The 17,112-nt window shown below is 68.6% G+C and carries 13 protein-coding genes and 1 other RNA gene; 7 read left to right on the top strand and 7 right to left on the bottom strand.

Annotated elements, in window-relative coordinates; all coding sequences use genetic code 11:
- The first annotated feature begins 26 nt into the window (after window positions 1–26).
- Window positions 27–1,196: an NAD(P)/FAD-dependent oxidoreductase gene (locus tag J3367_RS04225; protein ID WP_421460247.1), complete on the top strand. Its 1,170-nt coding sequence runs from the start codon at window positions 27–29 to the stop codon at window positions 1,194–1,196.
- Between the two features lie 696 nt (window positions 1,197–1,892).
- Here the strand turns inward: J3367_RS04225 and J3367_RS04230 are convergent.
- Window positions 1,893–2,966: a hypothetical protein gene (locus J3367_RS04230; RefSeq protein ID WP_024348548.1), complete on the bottom strand. Its 1,074-nt coding sequence runs from the start codon at window positions 2,964–2,966 to the stop codon at window positions 1,893–1,895.
- Between J3367_RS04230 and J3367_RS04235 the strand changes: the two genes are divergently transcribed.
- The 4 genes from J3367_RS04235 (at window position 2,965) to J3367_RS04250 (ending at window position 7,893) form a co-directional block, all read left to right on the top strand.
- Window positions 2,965–3,579, top strand: a complete 615-nt coding sequence (locus J3367_RS04235; RefSeq protein WP_244495455.1) for a cupin domain-containing protein — start codon at window positions 2,965–2,967, stop codon at window positions 3,577–3,579. The two genes, J3367_RS04230 and J3367_RS04235, sit on opposite strands and share 2 nt — an antisense overlap.
- A 128-nt stretch (window positions 3,580–3,707) precedes the next feature.
- Window positions 3,708–5,519: a chloride channel protein gene (locus J3367_RS04240; RefSeq protein ID WP_024348546.1), complete on the top strand. Its 1,812-nt coding sequence runs from the start codon at window positions 3,708–3,710 to the stop codon at window positions 5,517–5,519.
- A 204-nt stretch (window positions 5,520–5,723) separates the two neighbouring features.
- Window positions 5,724–6,188, top strand: coding sequence for a DUF2231 domain-containing protein (locus J3367_RS04245; protein WP_009209083.1), 465 nt, complete (start codon window positions 5,724–5,726; stop codon window positions 6,186–6,188).
- A complete protein-coding gene (locus tag J3367_RS04250) occupies window positions 6,181–7,893 on the top strand; it encodes a PQQ-dependent sugar dehydrogenase (protein ID WP_024348544.1) in 1,713 nt (570 codons plus the stop codon). The genes J3367_RS04245 and J3367_RS04250 overlap by 8 nt, the downstream gene beginning before the upstream one ends.
- Window positions 7,894–8,059: 166 nt before the next feature.
- Here the strand turns inward: J3367_RS04250 and J3367_RS04255 are convergent, their stop codons facing one another.
- Window positions 8,060–9,187 carry a GGDEF domain-containing protein gene (locus tag J3367_RS04255; protein ID WP_024348543.1) on the bottom strand — a complete coding sequence of 376 codons (1,128 nt, stop codon included), beginning with the start codon at window positions 9,185–9,187 and terminating at the stop codon, window positions 8,060–8,062.
- A gap of 156 nt (window positions 9,188–9,343) precedes the next feature.
- Window positions 9,344–9,835, bottom strand: a complete 492-nt coding sequence (locus tag J3367_RS04260) for a thioesterase family protein (protein WP_024348542.1) — start codon at window positions 9,833–9,835, stop codon at window positions 9,344–9,346.
- 157 nt (window positions 9,836–9,992) lie between these two features.
- Here J3367_RS04260 and J3367_RS04265 point away from each other — a divergent pair, with 157 nt between their 5' ends.
- Window positions 9,993–11,402 carry an FAD-binding oxidoreductase gene (locus J3367_RS04265; RefSeq protein WP_024348541.1) on the top strand — a complete coding sequence of 470 codons (1,410 nt, stop codon included), beginning with the start codon at window positions 9,993–9,995 and terminating at the stop codon, window positions 11,400–11,402.
- A 140-nt stretch (window positions 11,403–11,542) separates the two neighbouring features.
- Entirely contained in the window at window positions 11,543–15,514 is a 3,972-nt protein-coding gene (locus J3367_RS04270; RefSeq protein WP_024348540.1) for an AsmA-like C-terminal region-containing protein, read from the top strand.
- 88 nt (window positions 15,515–15,602) lie between these two features.
- Here J3367_RS04270 and J3367_RS04275 read toward each other — a convergent pair whose 3' ends face one another.
- The 4 genes from J3367_RS04275 to ssrA form a co-directional block, all read right to left on the bottom strand.
- On the bottom strand, window positions 15,603–15,824 hold the full coding sequence (locus tag J3367_RS04275; RefSeq protein WP_024348539.1) for a ribbon-helix-helix domain-containing protein: 222 nt from the start codon (window positions 15,822–15,824) through the stop codon (window positions 15,603–15,605).
- Window positions 15,821–16,045 carry a DUF4169 family protein gene (locus J3367_RS04280; protein WP_024348538.1) on the bottom strand — a complete coding sequence of 75 codons (225 nt, stop codon included), beginning with the start codon at window positions 16,043–16,045 and terminating at the stop codon, window positions 15,821–15,823. Before J3367_RS04280 ends, J3367_RS04275 begins: the two co-directional genes overlap by 4 nt.
- Window positions 16,046–16,073: 28 nt before the next feature.
- Complete coding sequence (locus J3367_RS04285) at window positions 16,074–16,643, bottom strand: SspB family protein (protein ID WP_024348537.1); 570 nt, start codon at window positions 16,641–16,643, stop codon at window positions 16,074–16,076.
- A 63-nt stretch (window positions 16,644–16,706) separates the two neighbouring features.
- Window positions 16,707–17,077: a transfer-messenger RNA gene (ssrA, locus tag J3367_RS04290) on the bottom strand.
- Window positions 17,078–17,112 lie beyond the last annotated feature (35 nt).

Genomic DNA, 17,112 nt, shown 5'->3' on the forward strand with positions numbered 1-17,112 from the left:
CCCGCATCTCACCGCAAAGAGCGACGATGGAATACGACGCGATCATTCTGGGTGCCGGCGGCGCCGGGCTTCTGGCGGCGGCGACCGCCGGGCAGGTGGGGGCGCGCGTCCTGGTCCTCGACCATGCCGAGGCGCCGGGAAAGAAGATCCTGATCTCCGGCGGCGGGCGCTGCAATTTCACCAATCGCGAGACCGAGCCGCACTGCTACCTCTCGGAGAATCCGCATTTCGCCAAGTCGGCGCTCAGCCGCTACACCCAGTGGGACTTTCTCGCGCTGGTCGAGCGCTACGGCATTGCCTGGCATGAAAAGACCCTCGGGCAGCTGTTCTGCGACGGATCGGCGAAGCAGATCGTCGACATGCTGCTGGCCGAATGCCGATTGGGCGGCGTCGAGATCCGCCTGTCGACGCCGGTGGGCGAGATCGCGCATGCCGACGGCCGCTTCCGGGTCGCCGGCGCATCCGCCCCGGCGCTGGTCATCGCCACGGGCGGGCCGTCGATCCCGAAGATGGGCGCCACCGGCAAGGCCTACGAGATCGCCGAGCGCTTCGGCCTGAAACTCGTCACCCCGCGCCCTGCGCTGGTGCCGCTGACGCTCGGCAAGGACGAGATGCTGTTTCGCGAGATTTCCGGCGTGGCCTGCCCGACCATCGCGCGGGTGCGCGACATCGCCTTCGAGGAGGCGTCGCTGTTCACCCACAAAGGCCTGTCGGGCCCGGCGATCCTGCAGGTCTCGTCCTACTGGTCGTCGGGGGAGACCGTCGAGCTGACCCTGGTCAAGGATGCCGCCGAGATGCTGCGGGCGGCGAAGCGGCGCATGCCGCGCGCCCACATGAAGGCGGCGCTCGCCGAAAGGCTGCCCAACCGCCTCGCCGACGCCTTGGCCGAGCGCATCGGCGAGACGCGGCCGCTGGGCGCCATCACCGATGCCGAGCTGGATCTGGCCGCCGAGACGCTGACACGCCTGCGCTTCCGCCCGACCGGCACCGAGGGCTATGCCAAGGCCGAGGTGACCGCCGGCGGCATCGATACGGCGGAGCTGTCGTCCAAGACCATGGAAGCCCGACGCGTCCCCGGCCTCTACGCCATCGGCGAGGCCGTCGACGTCACCGGCTGGCTCGGCGGCTACAATTTCCAATGGGCCTGGGCCTCGGGCGTCGCGGCCGGGAAGGCGATTGCCGCACGGCTGGGATGAGGGCGGGGGGCGTTGTGGCGCGCCGACGTGGTGGTGGCGAACCCCTCAAACACGGGCGTCATCCTCGGGCTTGACCCGAGGACCCATGCCAAGCCCTTCGCGCCGCCGCGGCGTTGCCGAACAGCAGCCCCGTCAAACGGCGGCGCATCTCATGGCAATCGCCACGTGTATCGATAGCCCCGGCTGACGCTTGATGAAGTTGTGGCGGTATGCCGCAATGCGCTGCCGTTATGGCGAAGGTGCCGGCTTGTCACCGTCGCGGCGGTGTCGGCGCTGAGGCATGGGTCCTCGGGGCAAGACCGGGGAGGGGGATGACGCGGGGAGGGAGGTCGAAGCCAGTCGCGGACGCTGGTGGGCGACCCGAGCGACCGTGACCCAAGCCGCCTTCGCTGCAGGATGATCGCTTGCCTCAAACAAGGGCGTCATCCTCGGGCTTGACCCGAGGACCCATGCCAAACCGTTCGCGCAGCCGCGGCGTTGCCGAATATGAGCCCCCGCAAAACCGAGCCGAGCAACCGCACGACACGAGCCGCCTGCGCTGCAGGATGATCGCTTCCTTCAAACACGGGCGTCATCCTCGGGCTTGACCCGAGGACCCATGCCAAACCCGTCGCGCCGCCGCCACGTTGCCGAATGAAAGCCCCGCAAAACGAAGGCTCACCGTGCCGTCACGGCCACCTCCATGGACACCACCCCCTACCGTTTGAAGCGGCGGTCGGTGAGGTTGCGGCGGTCTTCGGCGATGCGTTGGGTGATGGCGAGGGCGGTGTCGTCGCCGGCGACGGCGGCGAGGCGTTCGACCTGGTTGATCGCCACCAGCCGCAGGAGATCCTCGCGCACGGTGCCGATGGCGTCGCGGGGCAGGGTCGCGACCACCTGCACGAGGTCGGGACGGGGACGCGGCGCGTCGCGGAGGCGTTGCTCCAGCGCCGCCGCATCGGTGTCCGGTGCCGGTTCGGCGAAGAGATAGAGGCCGACGCCGCGCTGGCGCGGATAGGGATAGGGCACGAGGGCGAAGCCGGCGATGGCGGGATCGGCGGCGACCCGCGCCTTGATCGCCACCCCGTCGGTGTCCATCCGGTCGCGCGTGCCCTCGCCATCCGACCAGTTGAAGATGCCCCGGGTGACCATGTTGTAGACCGGCTTGAAGGTCGCCATCCAGACCCGCGCCGGCAGGCTCTTCGTCGCGAGCATGCGCTTTTCGGACGCCGTCAGCGCCTCGCGGCAGAAGCTGCGCTTGTGCTTGAGGAGATGGCGCAGATCCTCGCGGGCCAGGAGCCGGAACAGGCGCGTGCGGCGCGGAAAGAAGGTGGCGAGCTGCATGTCGATCAGCGCCGCCTTGCCGTCCGGGGTCATCAGCCAGTTCTGCGGCTTGGCGAGATCGTTGTGGGTGATGCCGGCCCGGTGCAGCGAGCGCAGCAGCCGCTTGGCGTCGCGGAAATAGGCGGTGTTGCCGATCGGGCGGGCGACATGCAGCGGCGTACCCTCGATCCAGGACCGGTAGAGCGCCTCGGAATCGACGCCGAGAAGGGTCGGGGTGCCGGCGACGGGGCCCAGCGTTTGCAGCGCGCGGATCTCGCGCCCGGCAAGATGCCAGGCGAAGCGGCGGACCCAGCGCGCGGCGCTCCCGACGCGGCGACGCGTTACCGGGGTGTCGGGCGCATTGGCGAGGTGACCGGCGGCGATCTCGCCGAAGACGTCGCGTTTGAGTACCGTATCGACAACGAAGGGCGCGGCAAGAACGGGAAGCGGGGGACGATGCTGGGGCATGGATCTCGTGGACTGGGCAGGAATGTCGCCTAGCTTCCGCCAAGCAAGCGCAATCGCGCGGCGCCGGACGCGCGACCGATCTTTGCGGAATTATCGACCCTTGCGAGGCGAAATGGAAGTCGAAACCCACCTGTTCCCGGCGCGGGACGATATTCCCAACAGCTCCTTGCCACTGCTTGTGTTGCGCGAGGCTGTCGGTGCGGAAGACGCGACCGCGTCCGTAATGACCGAACGCTTCCGGGAGCATGGCTGGCAGGGCTGCTGGACCTACACGGTCTTCGACTACTGGCACTATCATGCCGACGGTCACGAGGTGCTCGGCTGCGTCGGCGGCGAAGCGGAGATCGGCTTTGGCGGGCCGGGCGGGATCACGACGCGGATGCGGCCGGGCGACGTGGTGGTGATCCCCGCCGGCGTCGGACATCGGCGGCTGTCGGCGACGCCCGATTTCGCCGTCGTCGGCGCCTATCCGCCCGGCCAGAGCGGCACCATCCTGCGCGCCGGCGACCGCGAGCTGACCGATGCGCAGAAACAGATCGCGGCGCTGGCGCTGCCGCCGCGCGATCCCGTCACCGGCGCGCAGCCCGGCTGTCTGGCGGCGTGGCATGGCTGAGGGCAGGCCACGGCCCTGGTGGAGAAGCTGCGAATCTTTCGCTCGCAGCCTTTCAATCGCCGGGCGAGGGTGGAATAGAAGGGCGACTTACAGCCTGTCCGATCCATCCCAACAGCGTTCCCGTGATCATGTCCGTCGATAGCCCGTCCGTCCCGTCCGCTGCGTCGCCCGCACCGGAGGCGGAGGCGCCGCCGGACCGGGAAGTGTCGCTGCCGGCCATGCTCCTGCTGGCGCTTGTGGTCGGCATCGTCGCCGGCGTCGGCGCGATCGTCTTCAAGTACCTGATCGCTTTCATCTACAATCTGGCCTTCTACGGCGAGCTCAGCCTGCATCTCGAGCCGAACGCCTATGGCGCGCCGAGCCCGTGGGGCATGGGCATCATCCTGGTGCCGGTGATCGGCGGCCTCGTCGTCGTCTGGCTGGTGCGCAGCTTCGCGCCCGAGGCCAAGGGCCACGGCGTGCCGGAGGTGATGTATGCGATCTACCACCAGAACGGGAACGTGCGCGGCGTCGTCGCGGTGGTGAAGTCGCTGGCCTCGGCGATCTCCATCGGCACCGGTGCCTCGGTCGGTCGCGAGGGGCCGATCATCCAGATCGGCTCATCCTTCGGCTCGACCTTCGGCCGGGCGCTGGGCCTCGTACGCCACCAGAAGATCACGCTGCTATCGGCCGGTGCGGGCGCCGGCATCGCGGCAACCTTCAACACGCCGCTCGGCGGGGTGCTGTTCGCCTCCGAAGTGCTGCTGCCGGAGATTTCGGCCCGCACCTTCCTGCCGGTGGTCGTGGCGACGGCGACCTCGACCTATGTCTTCCGCCTGGCGATGGGGATCGAATCGGCCTTCATCGTGCCACTGGGCGGCCTGCCGGAGGGCGCCGCGGTCAACGGCGCCGAGCTGTTGCTGGCGGCGATCCTCGGCGCGGTGATGGGCGTCGCCGCCTGGGCCTTCGTCAAGCTGCTGGCCAAGTCCGAGGACGTCTTCGAGCAGTCGAACCTCAATCCCTATGTCCAGAACGTCATCGGCATGACCGCCGTCGGCGTGATGGGCTACCTGTTCCTCTCCTGGACCGGCCACTACCACATATATTCGGTGGGCTACGCCACCATCCAGGACATCATCAGCGGCGCCGACATAACGGTCGCGGTGCTGATCATGCTGTTCGCCGGCAAGCTCGTGGCCACCTGTCTCAGCCTCGGGGCCGGGGCGTCGGGCGGCATCTTCTCGCCGAGCCTGTTCATGGGCGCGGCTCTGGGCGGCGCGGTCGGGCTGATCGGCAACGCGATCCTGCCGGGCGCCGGCCTGACCATGAAAACCTTCGCGATCATCGGCATGGGGGCCATGGTCGGCGGTGCCACCAGCGCGGCGATGACGGCGATCGTGATGATCTTCGAGATGACCCGCGACTACGAGATCATCCTGCCGCTGGTGCTGGCCGTGGCGATCGCCATCGGCGTGCGGCGCTCGCTGACCCTGGCCGACATCTACACGATCAAGCTGCGCAACCGCGGCCGGCCGATCCCGACCGACCGGACCACCAACATGTTCATGGTGCAGCCGGTCACCGAGGTGATGTCGAAGACCTTCGAGATCCTGCCGGGCGCGATGACCGTCTCGGAAGCCCTGAAACGCATCGACGTCGAGACCTCGCGGGTGATCCTGACCGATGGCAACCGGATCACCGGCTTTGTGCGCTTCGGCACGATTCCCTACCGGGCCGATCGCTTCGCCACCCAGACCCTCGACGACATCGGCTCGTCGGAGTTCATCCTCGCCTCGACGGTCCACAATCTGAACACGGTGATCACCCGGATGAACCGGCGCAACCGCTCCTACGCCATCGTCGTCAGCGAGACCCGTGGCGTGCCGCGGCCCGAGGACATCGCCGGCGTCATCAGCCGGGAGGAACTGGCCAACGCCGTGGTGCGCAACCACTACGGGTAATCGAGGCGGATCGGGGGTGTGCCGGTACGGGACGACGCGTCCCGATGCCGGGTGGTTGCGGAGGCGCGTGAAGCCCCTGCCGCGCAGGCTCTCGGCGTCCGTCGATCTGCCCGGAATCCTGCGCCACCCGGCTTCGCACCGGGGTCTTGGAACCAAGCACGGGCCCACTCGTATTGTCAGTGGTTTACCACCTGACAGATCGAGATGCTCTCCATGGATTTCCCGCACCCTCCAGTGACCGCGACGGTCGGCGGACAGCCGATCCACGCGATGCTGATCCCGTTTCCGTTCGTCTGTTTCACCCTGACCCTTCTGACCGACATCGCCTATTGGCAGACCGGTCATCTGATGTGGCACAATTTCTCGTCCTGGCTGCTGTTCGCCGGTCTGATCTTCGGTGGTTTTGCGCTGCTGGCCGGCCTTGTCGACTTCATCGCCCAGCCGCGCCTTCGGGCCCAGCCGCCCGCCTGGGCCTATGCGATCGGGACCGTCTTCGTGCTGGCGCTCGGCTTCCTCAACAGTCTCGTCCATGCCGGTGACGGCTGGACGGCGATCGTTCCCTACGGTCTCGCCCTGTCGGCCGTGAACGTGATCCTCATCTTCGTCACGGCCTGGCTCGGCCGTTCGATGGTCTTTCAGTACGGCGTCGGAGTGCGTAACCATGATTAATCGCAAGCCATCCATCCGGACCGCCATTCTCGGCGGCAGTGCCATGGTGCTGCTGGCGATTGCCGGCTGCAGCGACGAGGGCGGCGATTTCGACGTGTCGTCCCAGATCGGACCCGATCCGGTCCTGCCGGAGCCGAGCACCGCGCTGCTGCCCGACCTGAAGGTGGCCGAAGTCGTCGGCTGGGAGGAGGGGCAGACCCCGACCGTTCCCGAAGGCCTGACGATCACCCCCTACGCCACCGATCTCGCCAATCCGCGCACCGTCCACACGCTGCCGAATGGCGACGTCCTGGTGGTGCAGTCGCGCGGCCCGTCGGGCAAGCCGGTGGAGCGGCCGAAGGACGTGATCCGCGGCTGGATCATGTCGCTGTCCCACGGCAGCAGCGGCCCGCAGAAGGAGAGCAACCTCATCACCCTGCTGCGCGACACCGATCGCGACGGCACGGTGGACGAGCGCACGGATCTTCTGACCGGCCTGCATTCGCCCTTCGGCGTCGCCTGGGTCGACGACACGCTGTATGTCGCCGCCGCCGATGCGGTGCTGAGCTATCCCTACGAATTGGGCCAGACCGAGCTAACGGCCGAGCCCACGGTGCTGACGCCGCTGCCGGGCGGGCCGATCAACCACCACTGGACCAAGGATCTGGCGCTGAGCCCCGACGGCACGATGCTCTATGCGTCGGTCGGCTCGAACTCCAACGCCGCCGAGCGCGGCATGGAAGCCGAGAAGGGCCGCGCCGCGATCTGGCAGATCGACCGCGAGACCGGGGCCAGCAAGGTCTTCGCCTCCGGCCTGCGCAACCCCAACGGCCTGGCGTTCCAGCCGGATACGGGTGAGCTCTGGGCGGTCATCAACGAGCGCGACGAGCTCGGGCCCAACCTCGTGCCGGACTACATGACCTCGGTGAAGGAGGACGCCTTCTATGGCTGGCCCTACAGCTATTACGGCGACCATGTGGACGAGCGCGTCTATCCCCCGCGCCCGGACATGGTCGAGAAAGCCATCGCTCCTGATTATGCGCTGTCCAGCCACGTCGCGGCGCTCGGCCTGACCTTCACCAACAACTCCGCCCTGCCGGAAGCCTATGCCAATGGTGCCTTCATCGGCGAGCACGGAAGCTGGAACCGCAGCAATTTCAACGGCTACAAGGTGGTCTATGTCCCGTTCACCGATGGCAAGCCGGACGGCATGGCACAGGATGTCGTGACCGGTTTCCTCGACGGTGATCAGGCCCGGGGACGTCCGGTCGGTGTCGGGATCGACGGCACGGGCGCGCTGCTCGTGGCCGACGATTCGGGCAACACGGTCTGGCGCGTCGCGGCGGCCGACGGCACCGTCTCCGACCAGCCGGTCGGGACCGATCAGATCGCCGGCAGTGCCGCTGCGCCCGCAGCGGGTGATGGTGCGGCCGCGCCTGCGGCCGGCGAAGACGCCGCAGCGCCCGCAGAGACGCCCGCCGCTTCCGGTGAGGATCCTGCCACGCCGGCAGCGCCGACCGACGCCGGCACGGCCCCGGCAACCCCCGACGCCGAGACCGCGCCGGCTCCGGCCGACGATGCAGCACCTGCTGCCGCGGACGAGCCGGCAGGTGACGCACCCGCGGAGACCGAGGCCGACACGGCGCCGCAGCCCGCACAGACCGAGATCGCACCTGCCGTCCAGCCGAGCGGTTCGGTCGAGCAGGCGCCGGAGCCGCAGCAGTAGCGTTCCGGCTCTTCGCAGCGCATTCGATCTCAAGATTACGGCGTCCGGTCTCACCGGGCGCCGTTTTCATATGCATGGGGCGTTCGGGAAAGTGAGAGTCGGACCCGACGGTTACGCGACGCTCTGAATCCGATGGACGAACTGCCGAGGCGGGCCTCGGCTGCGATCAGGCCGCGTGGCGCAGTTCGGCTGCGGTCTCGGACGGGGCGGAGATAACGACGCGGTTGCGGCCATTGTCCTTGGCCCGGTAGAGGGCGCGATCCGCCGCGAGCAGCACGGCGTCCATCGTGTCGGTGGGGGTAAAGCCGGCAATGCCGAAGCTGGCGCTGATCCGGTGGCCGGCGGCCAGCGCCTCGTGCTCGGTGCGGTAGAACGTCAGGCGCAGCGTCTCGGCCACCCGGGCCGCCTGCCGCGCGCTGCAATCCGGCAGGATCAGCGCGAATTCCTCGCCCCCGATGCGCCCGGCCCGGTAGCCGCTGCGCCCGATCAGATCGCCGAAGGCCCGGATGATCGTGTCGCCCACGGCGTGGCCGTAGCTGTCGTTGACCTGCTTGAAATGGTCGATGTCGCACAGGATCACGGCGCCGCCACGCTTCAGCGTGCGGCTCAGCGACTGGTCGAAGCCGCGGCGATTGAGCAGCCCGGTCATGGCGTCACGCTCCGACCTGCGTCGGTAGTCGGTGATGACGCCGCTGATGATGCGGGCGAGCAGCAGGAAGACCACGAGCGGCGTGACCAGACCCGACAGCGTCAGGAGGGTGGTCTCGAGGCCGGAGGTCTTCACGGCGTGGTAGCTGGCCGTACCGTCGAAGAGCATGGGAAACAGCGGCAGGCGGACGAGGAAGATGCCCGACACGAGGCAGAGCGCGACGGCCAGCGCCGTATCGAGCCAGCTCCGCTCATCAGCTTTGGCAAGGCGCCAGACGCTGTCGAGGATGGCCATCGCGCAGGCGGTCTGCAGCGGCAGGGTCTGGTAGATGAAGGGCACGTCGAGTGCCAGCAGCACCAGCGACCCGGCGGCGAGGCCTGCGACCGTGCCGATCAGCGCCCCGTGCCGCTGCGCGCTGCGCGTGGTCAGCCGGATCGACTGGCCGACGCACAGATAGGCGGCCGGCAAAAGCAGGGTGATGGCAACGAGTTCGGCGTTGGAACTCTGCAACTGGCTGAGGACCAGGACTTCGACGCTGCCGATGAGCAGCGCGGCGGCCAGCCAGGCCAGCGCCGGCTCGGTCCGCATCCCGGCATAGATCGCCGCGCACAACACCGAAAGACCGCCGAAAACGACGATATTCACTGCGCTCAACGTTACCGTCACGTCCATCGTGGCGCAGCCCCTCCGCCTTGTGTCCGGCGGCAATCATAAGCATCACGGGTTAACGATCTGCCGGTTTGGGTCGGGTCGGGCGAGGTGTTGTTGGGGGCCTCAGGACGTTGCGCGGAAGGCTCCGCGTCAGCGGCGCGGCATTCCGATCGACCGGCCGAGGCGCTCGGGCCGGGCGAGTTCGGCGTGCGCGGCGGCGGCGACCGAGACGCGGGCGAAGGTCTCGGCGGGGAAGGGTGCCACCTTCGGCGCGTCGCCGCGCTGGTCGATCGACAGGCTCAGGCTTTCCAGCGTCGCGGCGGCCCAGCCGTCGCAGTGGTGCAGTTCCTGGAAGATGTGCAGCCGTTTCTCGTCGAGCCCGACGATCTGCGAGGTCACGTAGACCTCGGCCTGCGGCGGCACTTCGCGCAGGTAGCAGACATGGGCTTCCGCCGTGTAGGTGGTGTAACCGCGCTCGGCACGATAGGTCTCGCCGAGGCCGATCGAGTCGAACAGGCCGTCGATCCCCTTGTCGAAAAGGACATGGTAATAGGCAAGGTTCAGATGCCCGTTATAGTCGATCCATTCCGGGCGGACGGCCATCAATCCTGAACGATAGGGCAACGCGGTCGGCGACGTCATGGTGGCTCCTGGCAAGATGGCGCTGGGTCAGGCAAAGCGTGCGGGACGCGGGAAGTCAAACCGGCTGATGGTGCCGCAGCACGCGGCGAAACGGAATGCGGCAAGGGCCGCGCAGGTGCTGCCGGGGGGCGGCGCAGGGACGGAGAGGGAGAAAGACATGGCGCTGGCGGATATTCTGGCCGAGCGGCCGGCAAGGCGCGAAGGGATCGCCGGGGCGGTCGCGGTGCTGAAGCAGCGCTTCGGCGAAAGGCTGGTGACCGGCGAGGACGTGCGGCGGGCGCACGCCCATTCGACCACCTACATTCCGAACCAGATGCCCGACGCGGTCGCCTTCGCCGAAAGCGAGGAGGAGGTGCAGGAGATCGTGCGCGTCTGCGCCGAATACCGCACGCCGATCGTCGCCTTCGGAACCGGTTCGTCGCTGGAGGGCCACGTCAACGCGCCCCAGGGCGGCATCTCGCTCGACCTGTCGCGCATGGACCAGGTGCTGGCGGTGCATCCCGAGGATCTCGACTGCGTCGTCCAGCCGGGCGTCACCCGCGAGGCGCTGAACGCGCATCTGCGCGACACCGGCCTGTTCTTCCCCATCGATCCCGGCGCCAATGCCAGCCTCGGCGGCATGGCGGCGACGCGCGCCTCCGGCACCAATGCGGTGCGCTACGGCACCATGCGCGACAATGTCATCGGCCTGACCGCGGTGATGGCCGACGGCAGCCTGATCCGCACCGCGCGCCGCGCCCGCAAGACCTCCGCCGGCTACGACCTGACCCGCCTGCTGGTCGGCTCGGAGGGCACGCTCGGCATCATCACCCAGCTCAATCTGAAGCTCTACGGCATTCCGGAGACGATCCTGTCGGGCGTCTGTCCCTTCCCGGACGTGCGCAGTGCCTGCGACGCCGTGATCCAGACCATCCAGATCGGCATTCCCGTCGCCCGGATCGAGCTGCTCGACGCCCAGTCGATGCAGGCGGCAATCGCCTATTCGCAGCTCGATCTGCAGCCGCAGCCGTCGCTGTTCGTCGAGTTCCACGGCTCGCAGGGCTCGGTGGCCGAACAGGCCGAGATGTTCGAGGCGATCGCCGGCGAGCATGGCGGCGGGCCGCTGAAGAGTGCGGCGCGCACCGAGGACCGGGCGCAGCTGTGGAAGGCGCGCCACCAGTTCTACTGGGCGGCGCTGGCGCTGCGGCCCGGCGCCAAGGGCATCGCGACCGATGTCTGCGTGCCGGTGTCGCGGCTGGCCGACTGCATTGCCGAAACCCAGGCCGACATCGACGCGGCCGGCCTCGTCGCGCCGATCGTCGGCCATGTCGGCGACGGCAATTTCCACGTCACGCTGCTGCTCGACATGGAATCGCAGGCCGAGATCGATGCCGCCGAGGCCTTCATGGCGCGACTCGCCGAGCGGGCAGTCGCCATGGACGGCACCTGCACGGGCGAGCATGGCATCGGCCAGGGCAAGCGGTCCTATCTGCGCAAGGAACTGGGCGGCGCAGTCGACGTGATGAAGACCATCAAGAACGCGCTCGACCCGCTCGATATCTTGAACCCCGGAAAGATCCTCCCGTAATCTCAGACGGATAGCCCCGGGGCGGGCGAGGGCGCGCTGCGCCGCGCGCATCGGTTCGACGACCGGTCGCCGGGCGCCGCGCCGGTTTCGCGCCGCCCCCGCGTCCTCTAGGATCAGCGTCGGACAAGCGGCGGCGGCCATTGTCGGGCCTGTCGACCGGGCATCTTCACGAACAGCAGGAAAAGGAGCCCGTACTGGTCAGAGCCTTCGTCTTCCTCGGCGGACTTCTCGTTCTCGCGCTGCTCGGCGCGTTGTTCGCACCGTATTTCATCGACTGGACCGCCTATCGCACGGATTTCGAGCGTCAGGCCTCGCAGATTCTCGGCCGCAAGGTGGTGGTGGAGGGCGAGGCCGAGGCGCGGCTGTTGCCGTTCCCGTCGGTGACCTTCGGCGACGTGACGGTGCTCGGCGACGACGGCGAGGCGCTCCTGACCATCGCGCGCTTCCGCATGGACGCCGAGCTGGCGCCGTATCTGTCCGGCGAGATCCGCATCTACTCGATGACCGTCGACACGCCGGACATCCGGGTGCCGGTGCTGGCGGACGGCACGATCGACTGGGTCGTCGAGCGGCCGGCGATCCCGCGCGGCGCGACGGTGGTGCTGGAGAATGTCGCGGTCGAGAACGGCACAGTGACGGTCGAGAACGGTCTGACCGGTCGGACCCACCGGCTGGAAGACCTCAACGCCACCCTCTCGGCAGGCTCGCTGGCCGGTCCGGTGGACGGGCGCGGCAGCATCGTGGTCGGCGGCGAGGTCATCGCCTTTTCGGTCGGCATCGGCACGCTGCAGGAGGGCGGCGACCTGCCGGTGCGCATCGAGACGGCGAACGAGACGCTGGCGACCTCGCTGACGCTGGACGGCAACGCCAGCCTGAAGGACGGCCGTCCGGGCTTCGCGGGGGCCATCGCGGTGACCCGTCCGCTGCCGCCGGCCTCGGCCACGGCGGAAGAACTCGCGGCGCGCGATCCGTTCGCGCCGGCAGCGCCCGAGGCGGCCGGGGAAGCCGCGCCTGAGCGGCCCGCCGTGATGCCGGTGAAGGCGGTCGGCGCGATCGTCCTGTCGCCGACGGCGGCGGAGGTCAGCGACATCCGCGTTCAGGCCGGCGAGGCGACACGTCCCTATCTCCTGACCGGTGAAGGCCGGTTCGATTTCGCTGGCATCCCGAAATTCCATCTCAATCTTGAAGGCGAGCAGATCGACGTGGACCGGATCGCCGCCGAGGAGAATGGCGACGCCTCGCAGGTTCTCGGGCTTGCCGAACGGGTCGAGGCGATGCGCGCGGTCCTTGCCGAGATCCCGCGGCCGACGATCCCGGGCACGGTGGAAATCTCGCTGCCGGTCATCATGGCCGGCGACACGATGATCCGCGATGCGACACTGGCGGCGAGCCCGACCGAGACCGGCTGGTCGCTGTCGCGGCTGATCGCACAGCTTCCCGGGCGGACCCGGCTGGAAGCCACCGGCCTCGTCGATCTGGACGAGAGCTTCGGCTTTACCGGCGATCTGCTGCTCGCCTCCAACCAGCCCTCGGGCTTTGCCGACTGGCTGACCGGCGAGATCGACCCGGCCATCCGCCGGCTGGGCCGGGCCGGACTGTCCGCCAAGGCCGAGCTGAGCGCCGAGCGGCAGGCCTTCTCGGAGATGGAGATCGATGTCGGCGGCGACCGGATCACCGGCTCGCTGGAACGCGCGCGCGCGGCCGACCACACACGGATCACCGCCGATCTCGACGGCAAGGCTGTCGATCTCGACGCCTTCATGGCGTTGTCGCAGCTCTTCACCGGCAATGCCGATTCGCTGGCCAATGCCGACCGTTTCGACGTGGCGCTGACCGCCGGGCCGGTGAATCTGCGCGACGCATCGGCCGACCGGATCGATGCCGATGTCAGCTTCGACGGCGATACGCTGGCCATCGCCACCTTCGCGGTCGAGGGGCTGTCGGGCGCGACGATCAACGCCTCGGGCGAATTGTCGGACCTTGCCGGCGAGGCGCAGGGCCGTCTGGCGGTGTCGCTGCAGTCGGATGCGCCGAAGCGGTTCTTCGATTTCCTCCTGAAACGCTTCCCCGACGTGCCGCTGCTGAAGACGCTGGACAGCCAGGCCGCGCATCTGGCGCCGCTGGCCCTGTCGGGCGAGGTCGAGACGCTGGAGGGCGAGACCGGCAAGAAGCCGACGCTGTTCGTGCGGCTCGACGGCACCGCTGCCGGCAGCAAGATCGACCTGTCCTCGTCCATCGAGAACGGCCTCTATGCGCGCACGGAAAGCGGCCGGTTCGGCCTCGATCTGCGGCTCGAGAACGACGCCCCGACGGTGCTCCTGTCGCAGCTCGGCATTCCGGCCATCGACATCGGCGCGCCGGCGCCGCTGGAGGCGGAACTCTCCTTATCGGCGGCCGAAACCGGGCCGGTCGTGACCACCGCGACGCTGCGGGCGCCGGGCAGCGAGGTCAGCCTCGACGGTCTGCTGGAGGTCACGCCAGAGGGCATTTCCGGGGCCGAGATCTCGGCCTATCTGCGCAGCGAGGACGCGGCGCCGTGGCTGTTGACCGGGGCGATCGATCTCGGCCAGTCGCTGGACGCGGTGCCGCTGCAGCTCAATGGCGCCCTCGTCTATGACGGCGGCCACTGGAGCCTCAACGATCTCTCCGGCGAGGTCGCCGGCACCCGCATCGCGGCCAGTCTCGACAAGGCCGTCGACGAGGCGGTGACGGGCCATGTCGATCTCGACCGCCTGTCGCTGCCCTGGATCGCCCATCTCGTCTTTGGCCGGCCGATGACCGAGGGGCTCGGCGGCGACGAGTGGCCGACCGAGGCCTTCCGCGACAGCCTGATGCCCTCGCTGCCGTTCTCGCTGCGGATGACGGCCGACAATGTCCTTGCCGGCGACCACAATTTCACGGATTTCTCCGCGACGATGTCGGGCGGGGCCGGGGAGGCGGCGTTCTTAGATGCGAGCCTGACCCTGCCGGGTGGCACGCTGGCGGGAACGCTCGCCCTGCGCAATGCCGACGGGCTCGGCCGCGTCACCCTCGATGTCGCCACCGAAGGCTTCGCGCTCGACAGCGTCTGGCCGGCGCTTGCGGCCTTCGAGGCCGATCCGCGCATGGATGCCGCGATCCGGCTGGAAGGCACCGGCCAGTCCTATGCCGCCCTTGTCTCGGGCCTCACCGGCGCGGGCCGCGTGGAGGCGCGCGATCTGGTCATGCCGGGCGTTCCCCAGGCCTTCCTGTCGCCACTGCTCGCCGTCGCCGATCAGGAGGGGTTCAGCCCCGACACCGATACGCAGGCGGCCCTTGCGATGGTCAGCGGCGGGGCCGGTTTCGCGATCGCCGAAGCAGCCTCGGATTTCGCCGTGACCGCGGGCCGGGTGCGGTTCTCGCCGGTGACGGCGCGGGACGACGGCGCGACGCTGACCATGAATGGCAGCGTCGATCTCGGCGAGGCGACCGTGGACGGGGAATTGCGGCTGGAGGCAGCGTCCGGCGACGACTGGGTGGAGGGGGCGGACCCGAGCGTCAGCTACGACGTGGCCGGTTCGCTGGCCGCGCCACGCCTGACCGCCAATGTCACGCCGCTGGCCAATTACCTCTCGGTGCGGGCGCTGGAGCGCGAGCAGGCGCGGGTCGAGGCGATGCAGGAAAACCTGCAGGAAACGCTGCGGCTGCGGCGCGAGACGCGGTTCTATCGCTGGCGCGAGGCGGAAGCCGCCCGCATCGCGGCAGAGCGCCGGGCTGCCGAAGAAGAGGCCGAAAGGGCCCGCCGGGATGCCGAGGCCGCGGCGAAGGCCGCCGAGGAGGCGGAAGCCGCGCAAGCAGCGGCGGCGGAAGCGGAAGCTGCCGAGGCGCGTCGGCGCGACGCGGCGGCGGCCGCGGAACAGCGCCGCCAGGATGCGCAACGACAGCAGCAGGCGGCGGAGGAACAGCGCGGACGCGCTGCCGCGCAGGCCCGCCAGCAGCGAGCGGTACCGCAGGCCGCACCCGAGGAGCCCACGGAACCGGACTCCACGCTGCCGCCCGGCGTCAATTTCAGCCGCCCGATCCCGGAAGCGCCACCGGGAGACAGCAGCCGGTTCCCGTCGCTGCCCGGCGTTGCCAATCCCCTGGAATTCTAGGTTTCATCGCAGCCAGAGCGGCCCCCGCGACGGGCGTCGGGCGCGCAGTATCACGAGTAGCCGGAGGTTGCTTCGATCGACGCGTGGCTCAGTCGCTTGCGCGATGGGCGAGGGCGTCGTCCAGCACGAAGAGACGGATGGCGGATGACAGATTGGTGGCCGGATCGCGGGCAGCATCGATCTCGGCGATCATCGCGGCGATCGGCAGGTCGCGGCGGCCGGCAATGCGCCGCAACTCGTCCCAGAAGCGGTCCTCGACGCTGATCGAGGTGGCGTGGCCGCTGATGGCGACCGAGCGTTTGACGATCATGCAGGATCGCCGGAGGGATCGTCCATGCCGGCGTCCGGGTCATCCCGGCGCTCGCGTTTCAGCCCATCCAGCTTGCGGGCCGCGTCGGTCCGTTCGGCCTCGGCCGCCTGCCGGACGGCCTTCGGCGTGCCGTGGCGCAGCCGATTGTCGTCGGCCACCCGCGCATCCGCTGCGCGCGCCTTGCGCTTGCGGGCGGTGCGGAGATTGACGATGTCGGCCATGGGCGGGTTCCGGCGGCGCCGGCAGATGTCAGGGTTTCTTGCGGAACGCGTCGAGGGACACGACTTCGGCGTCCTTCTTTTCCTCGGGCTCGGATGCGTCGTCCGAGGCCGGGGCGGCCGCGACCTTTTCCTTGGCCTGCAGCTTTGTCGGCGTCAGGATCTGTGCCGGCGGGGAGGCCGTCCCCATCTCGTCCGCGTCGCCGTCATCGGCGCCCTCGGACTGCTCGTTGGCCGCATCCATGCCGCGTACGTCGAATTCCAGCTCGAAATTCACCGCCGGATCGTAGAAGCCGCGGATCGCCGCGAAGGGGATCAGCAGGCGCTCGGGAATGTCGGAGAAGGACAGGCCGACCTCGAAGGAGGTGTCGGTGACCTGCAGGTCCCAGTACTGGTGCTGGATGACGATGGTCATCAGCTCGGGATATTTCTCGCGCAGCCGCGAGGAAATCCGCACGCCGGGGGCCGTCGTCAGGAATGTGATGAAGAAATGATGGTCGCCGGGAAGGCCGGTCTTCACGACCTCGCCTATCACCTTGCGAATGACGCCACGCAGGGCGTCCTGTGCGAGAACATCGTAACGGATATGATCCTGGCCCATTGCGGTGTCCCGATCCTGCATGCCTGATGATGGTGGCGGGCGCCGCCCGGACCATCTCGTAAAAGTGGAGGCTTCTGTTGCCAGGTGCCTCCGGACCCCGCCTAGAAGTGCGAACCTCCAGGGCTTGAATTGAAGCGATCGCGCAGCTTACGCTGCGAGACGTGCTTCCGCATAGTTGTCGTTTGCAACTACAAATAGGCCCGATAACGGCGGAACCATGCCGAGCAAAAGTCCGATCTTTACACCCTCGTCGATCCTATTTCGCCCCCGCCTGAACCCATCGCCGCGGGATCGCCGCGAGAGGATGGGTTCAGGTGGAGGCGCCGGGTACCGCCCCCGGGTCCGAAAGGTTTATTTCATCGGCCGTTTATCGCCATAGCCGGCACGAAGCCGGCACGCGCAATATAGGCAGGGGATTCCGCCATGAAAAGCCCATGACGCTTCCGAAACCGCAGGGAATCGGACAAAG

The sequence above is a fragment of the Aurantimonas sp. NFXS3 genome (genome assembly GCF_049132005.1).
Classification (GTDB): domain Bacteria; phylum Pseudomonadota; class Alphaproteobacteria; order Rhizobiales; family Rhizobiaceae; genus Aurantimonas; species Aurantimonas coralicida.

Bases quoted from the DNA above. Each gene is read 5' to 3' on its own strand.
- J3367_RS04225 (WP_421460247.1), top strand. From the start codon at position 27: ATGGAATACGACGCGATCATTCTGGGTGCCGGCGGCGCCGGGCTTCTG.
- J3367_RS04235 (WP_244495455.1), top strand. From the start codon at position 2,965: ATGGATCTCGTGGACTGGGCAGGAATGTCGCCTAGCTTCCGCCAAGCA.
- J3367_RS04230 (WP_024348548.1), bottom strand. From the start codon at position 2,966: ATGCCCCAGCATCGTCCCCCGCTTCCCGTTCTTGCCGCGCCCTTCGTT.
- J3367_RS04240 (WP_024348546.1), top strand. From the start codon at position 3,708: ATGTCCGTCGATAGCCCGTCCGTCCCGTCCGCTGCGTCGCCCGCACCG.
- J3367_RS04245 (WP_009209083.1), top strand. From the start codon at position 5,724: ATGCTCTCCATGGATTTCCCGCACCCTCCAGTGACCGCGACGGTCGGC.
- J3367_RS04250 (WP_024348544.1), top strand. From the start codon at position 6,181: ATGATTAATCGCAAGCCATCCATCCGGACCGCCATTCTCGGCGGCAGT.
- J3367_RS04260 (WP_024348542.1), bottom strand. From the start codon at position 9,835: ATGACGTCGCCGACCGCGTTGCCCTATCGTTCAGGATTGATGGCCGTC.
- J3367_RS04265 (WP_024348541.1), top strand. From the start codon at position 9,993: ATGGCGCTGGCGGATATTCTGGCCGAGCGGCCGGCAAGGCGCGAAGGG.
- J3367_RS04275 (WP_024348539.1), bottom strand. From the start codon at position 15,824: ATGATCGTCAAACGCTCGGTCGCCATCAGCGGCCACGCCACCTCGATC.
- J3367_RS04280 (WP_024348538.1), bottom strand. From the start codon at position 16,045: ATGGCCGACATCGTCAATCTCCGCACCGCCCGCAAGCGCAAGGCGCGC.
- J3367_RS04285 (WP_024348537.1), bottom strand. From the start codon at position 16,643: ATGGGCCAGGATCATATCCGTTACGATGTTCTCGCACAGGACGCCCTG.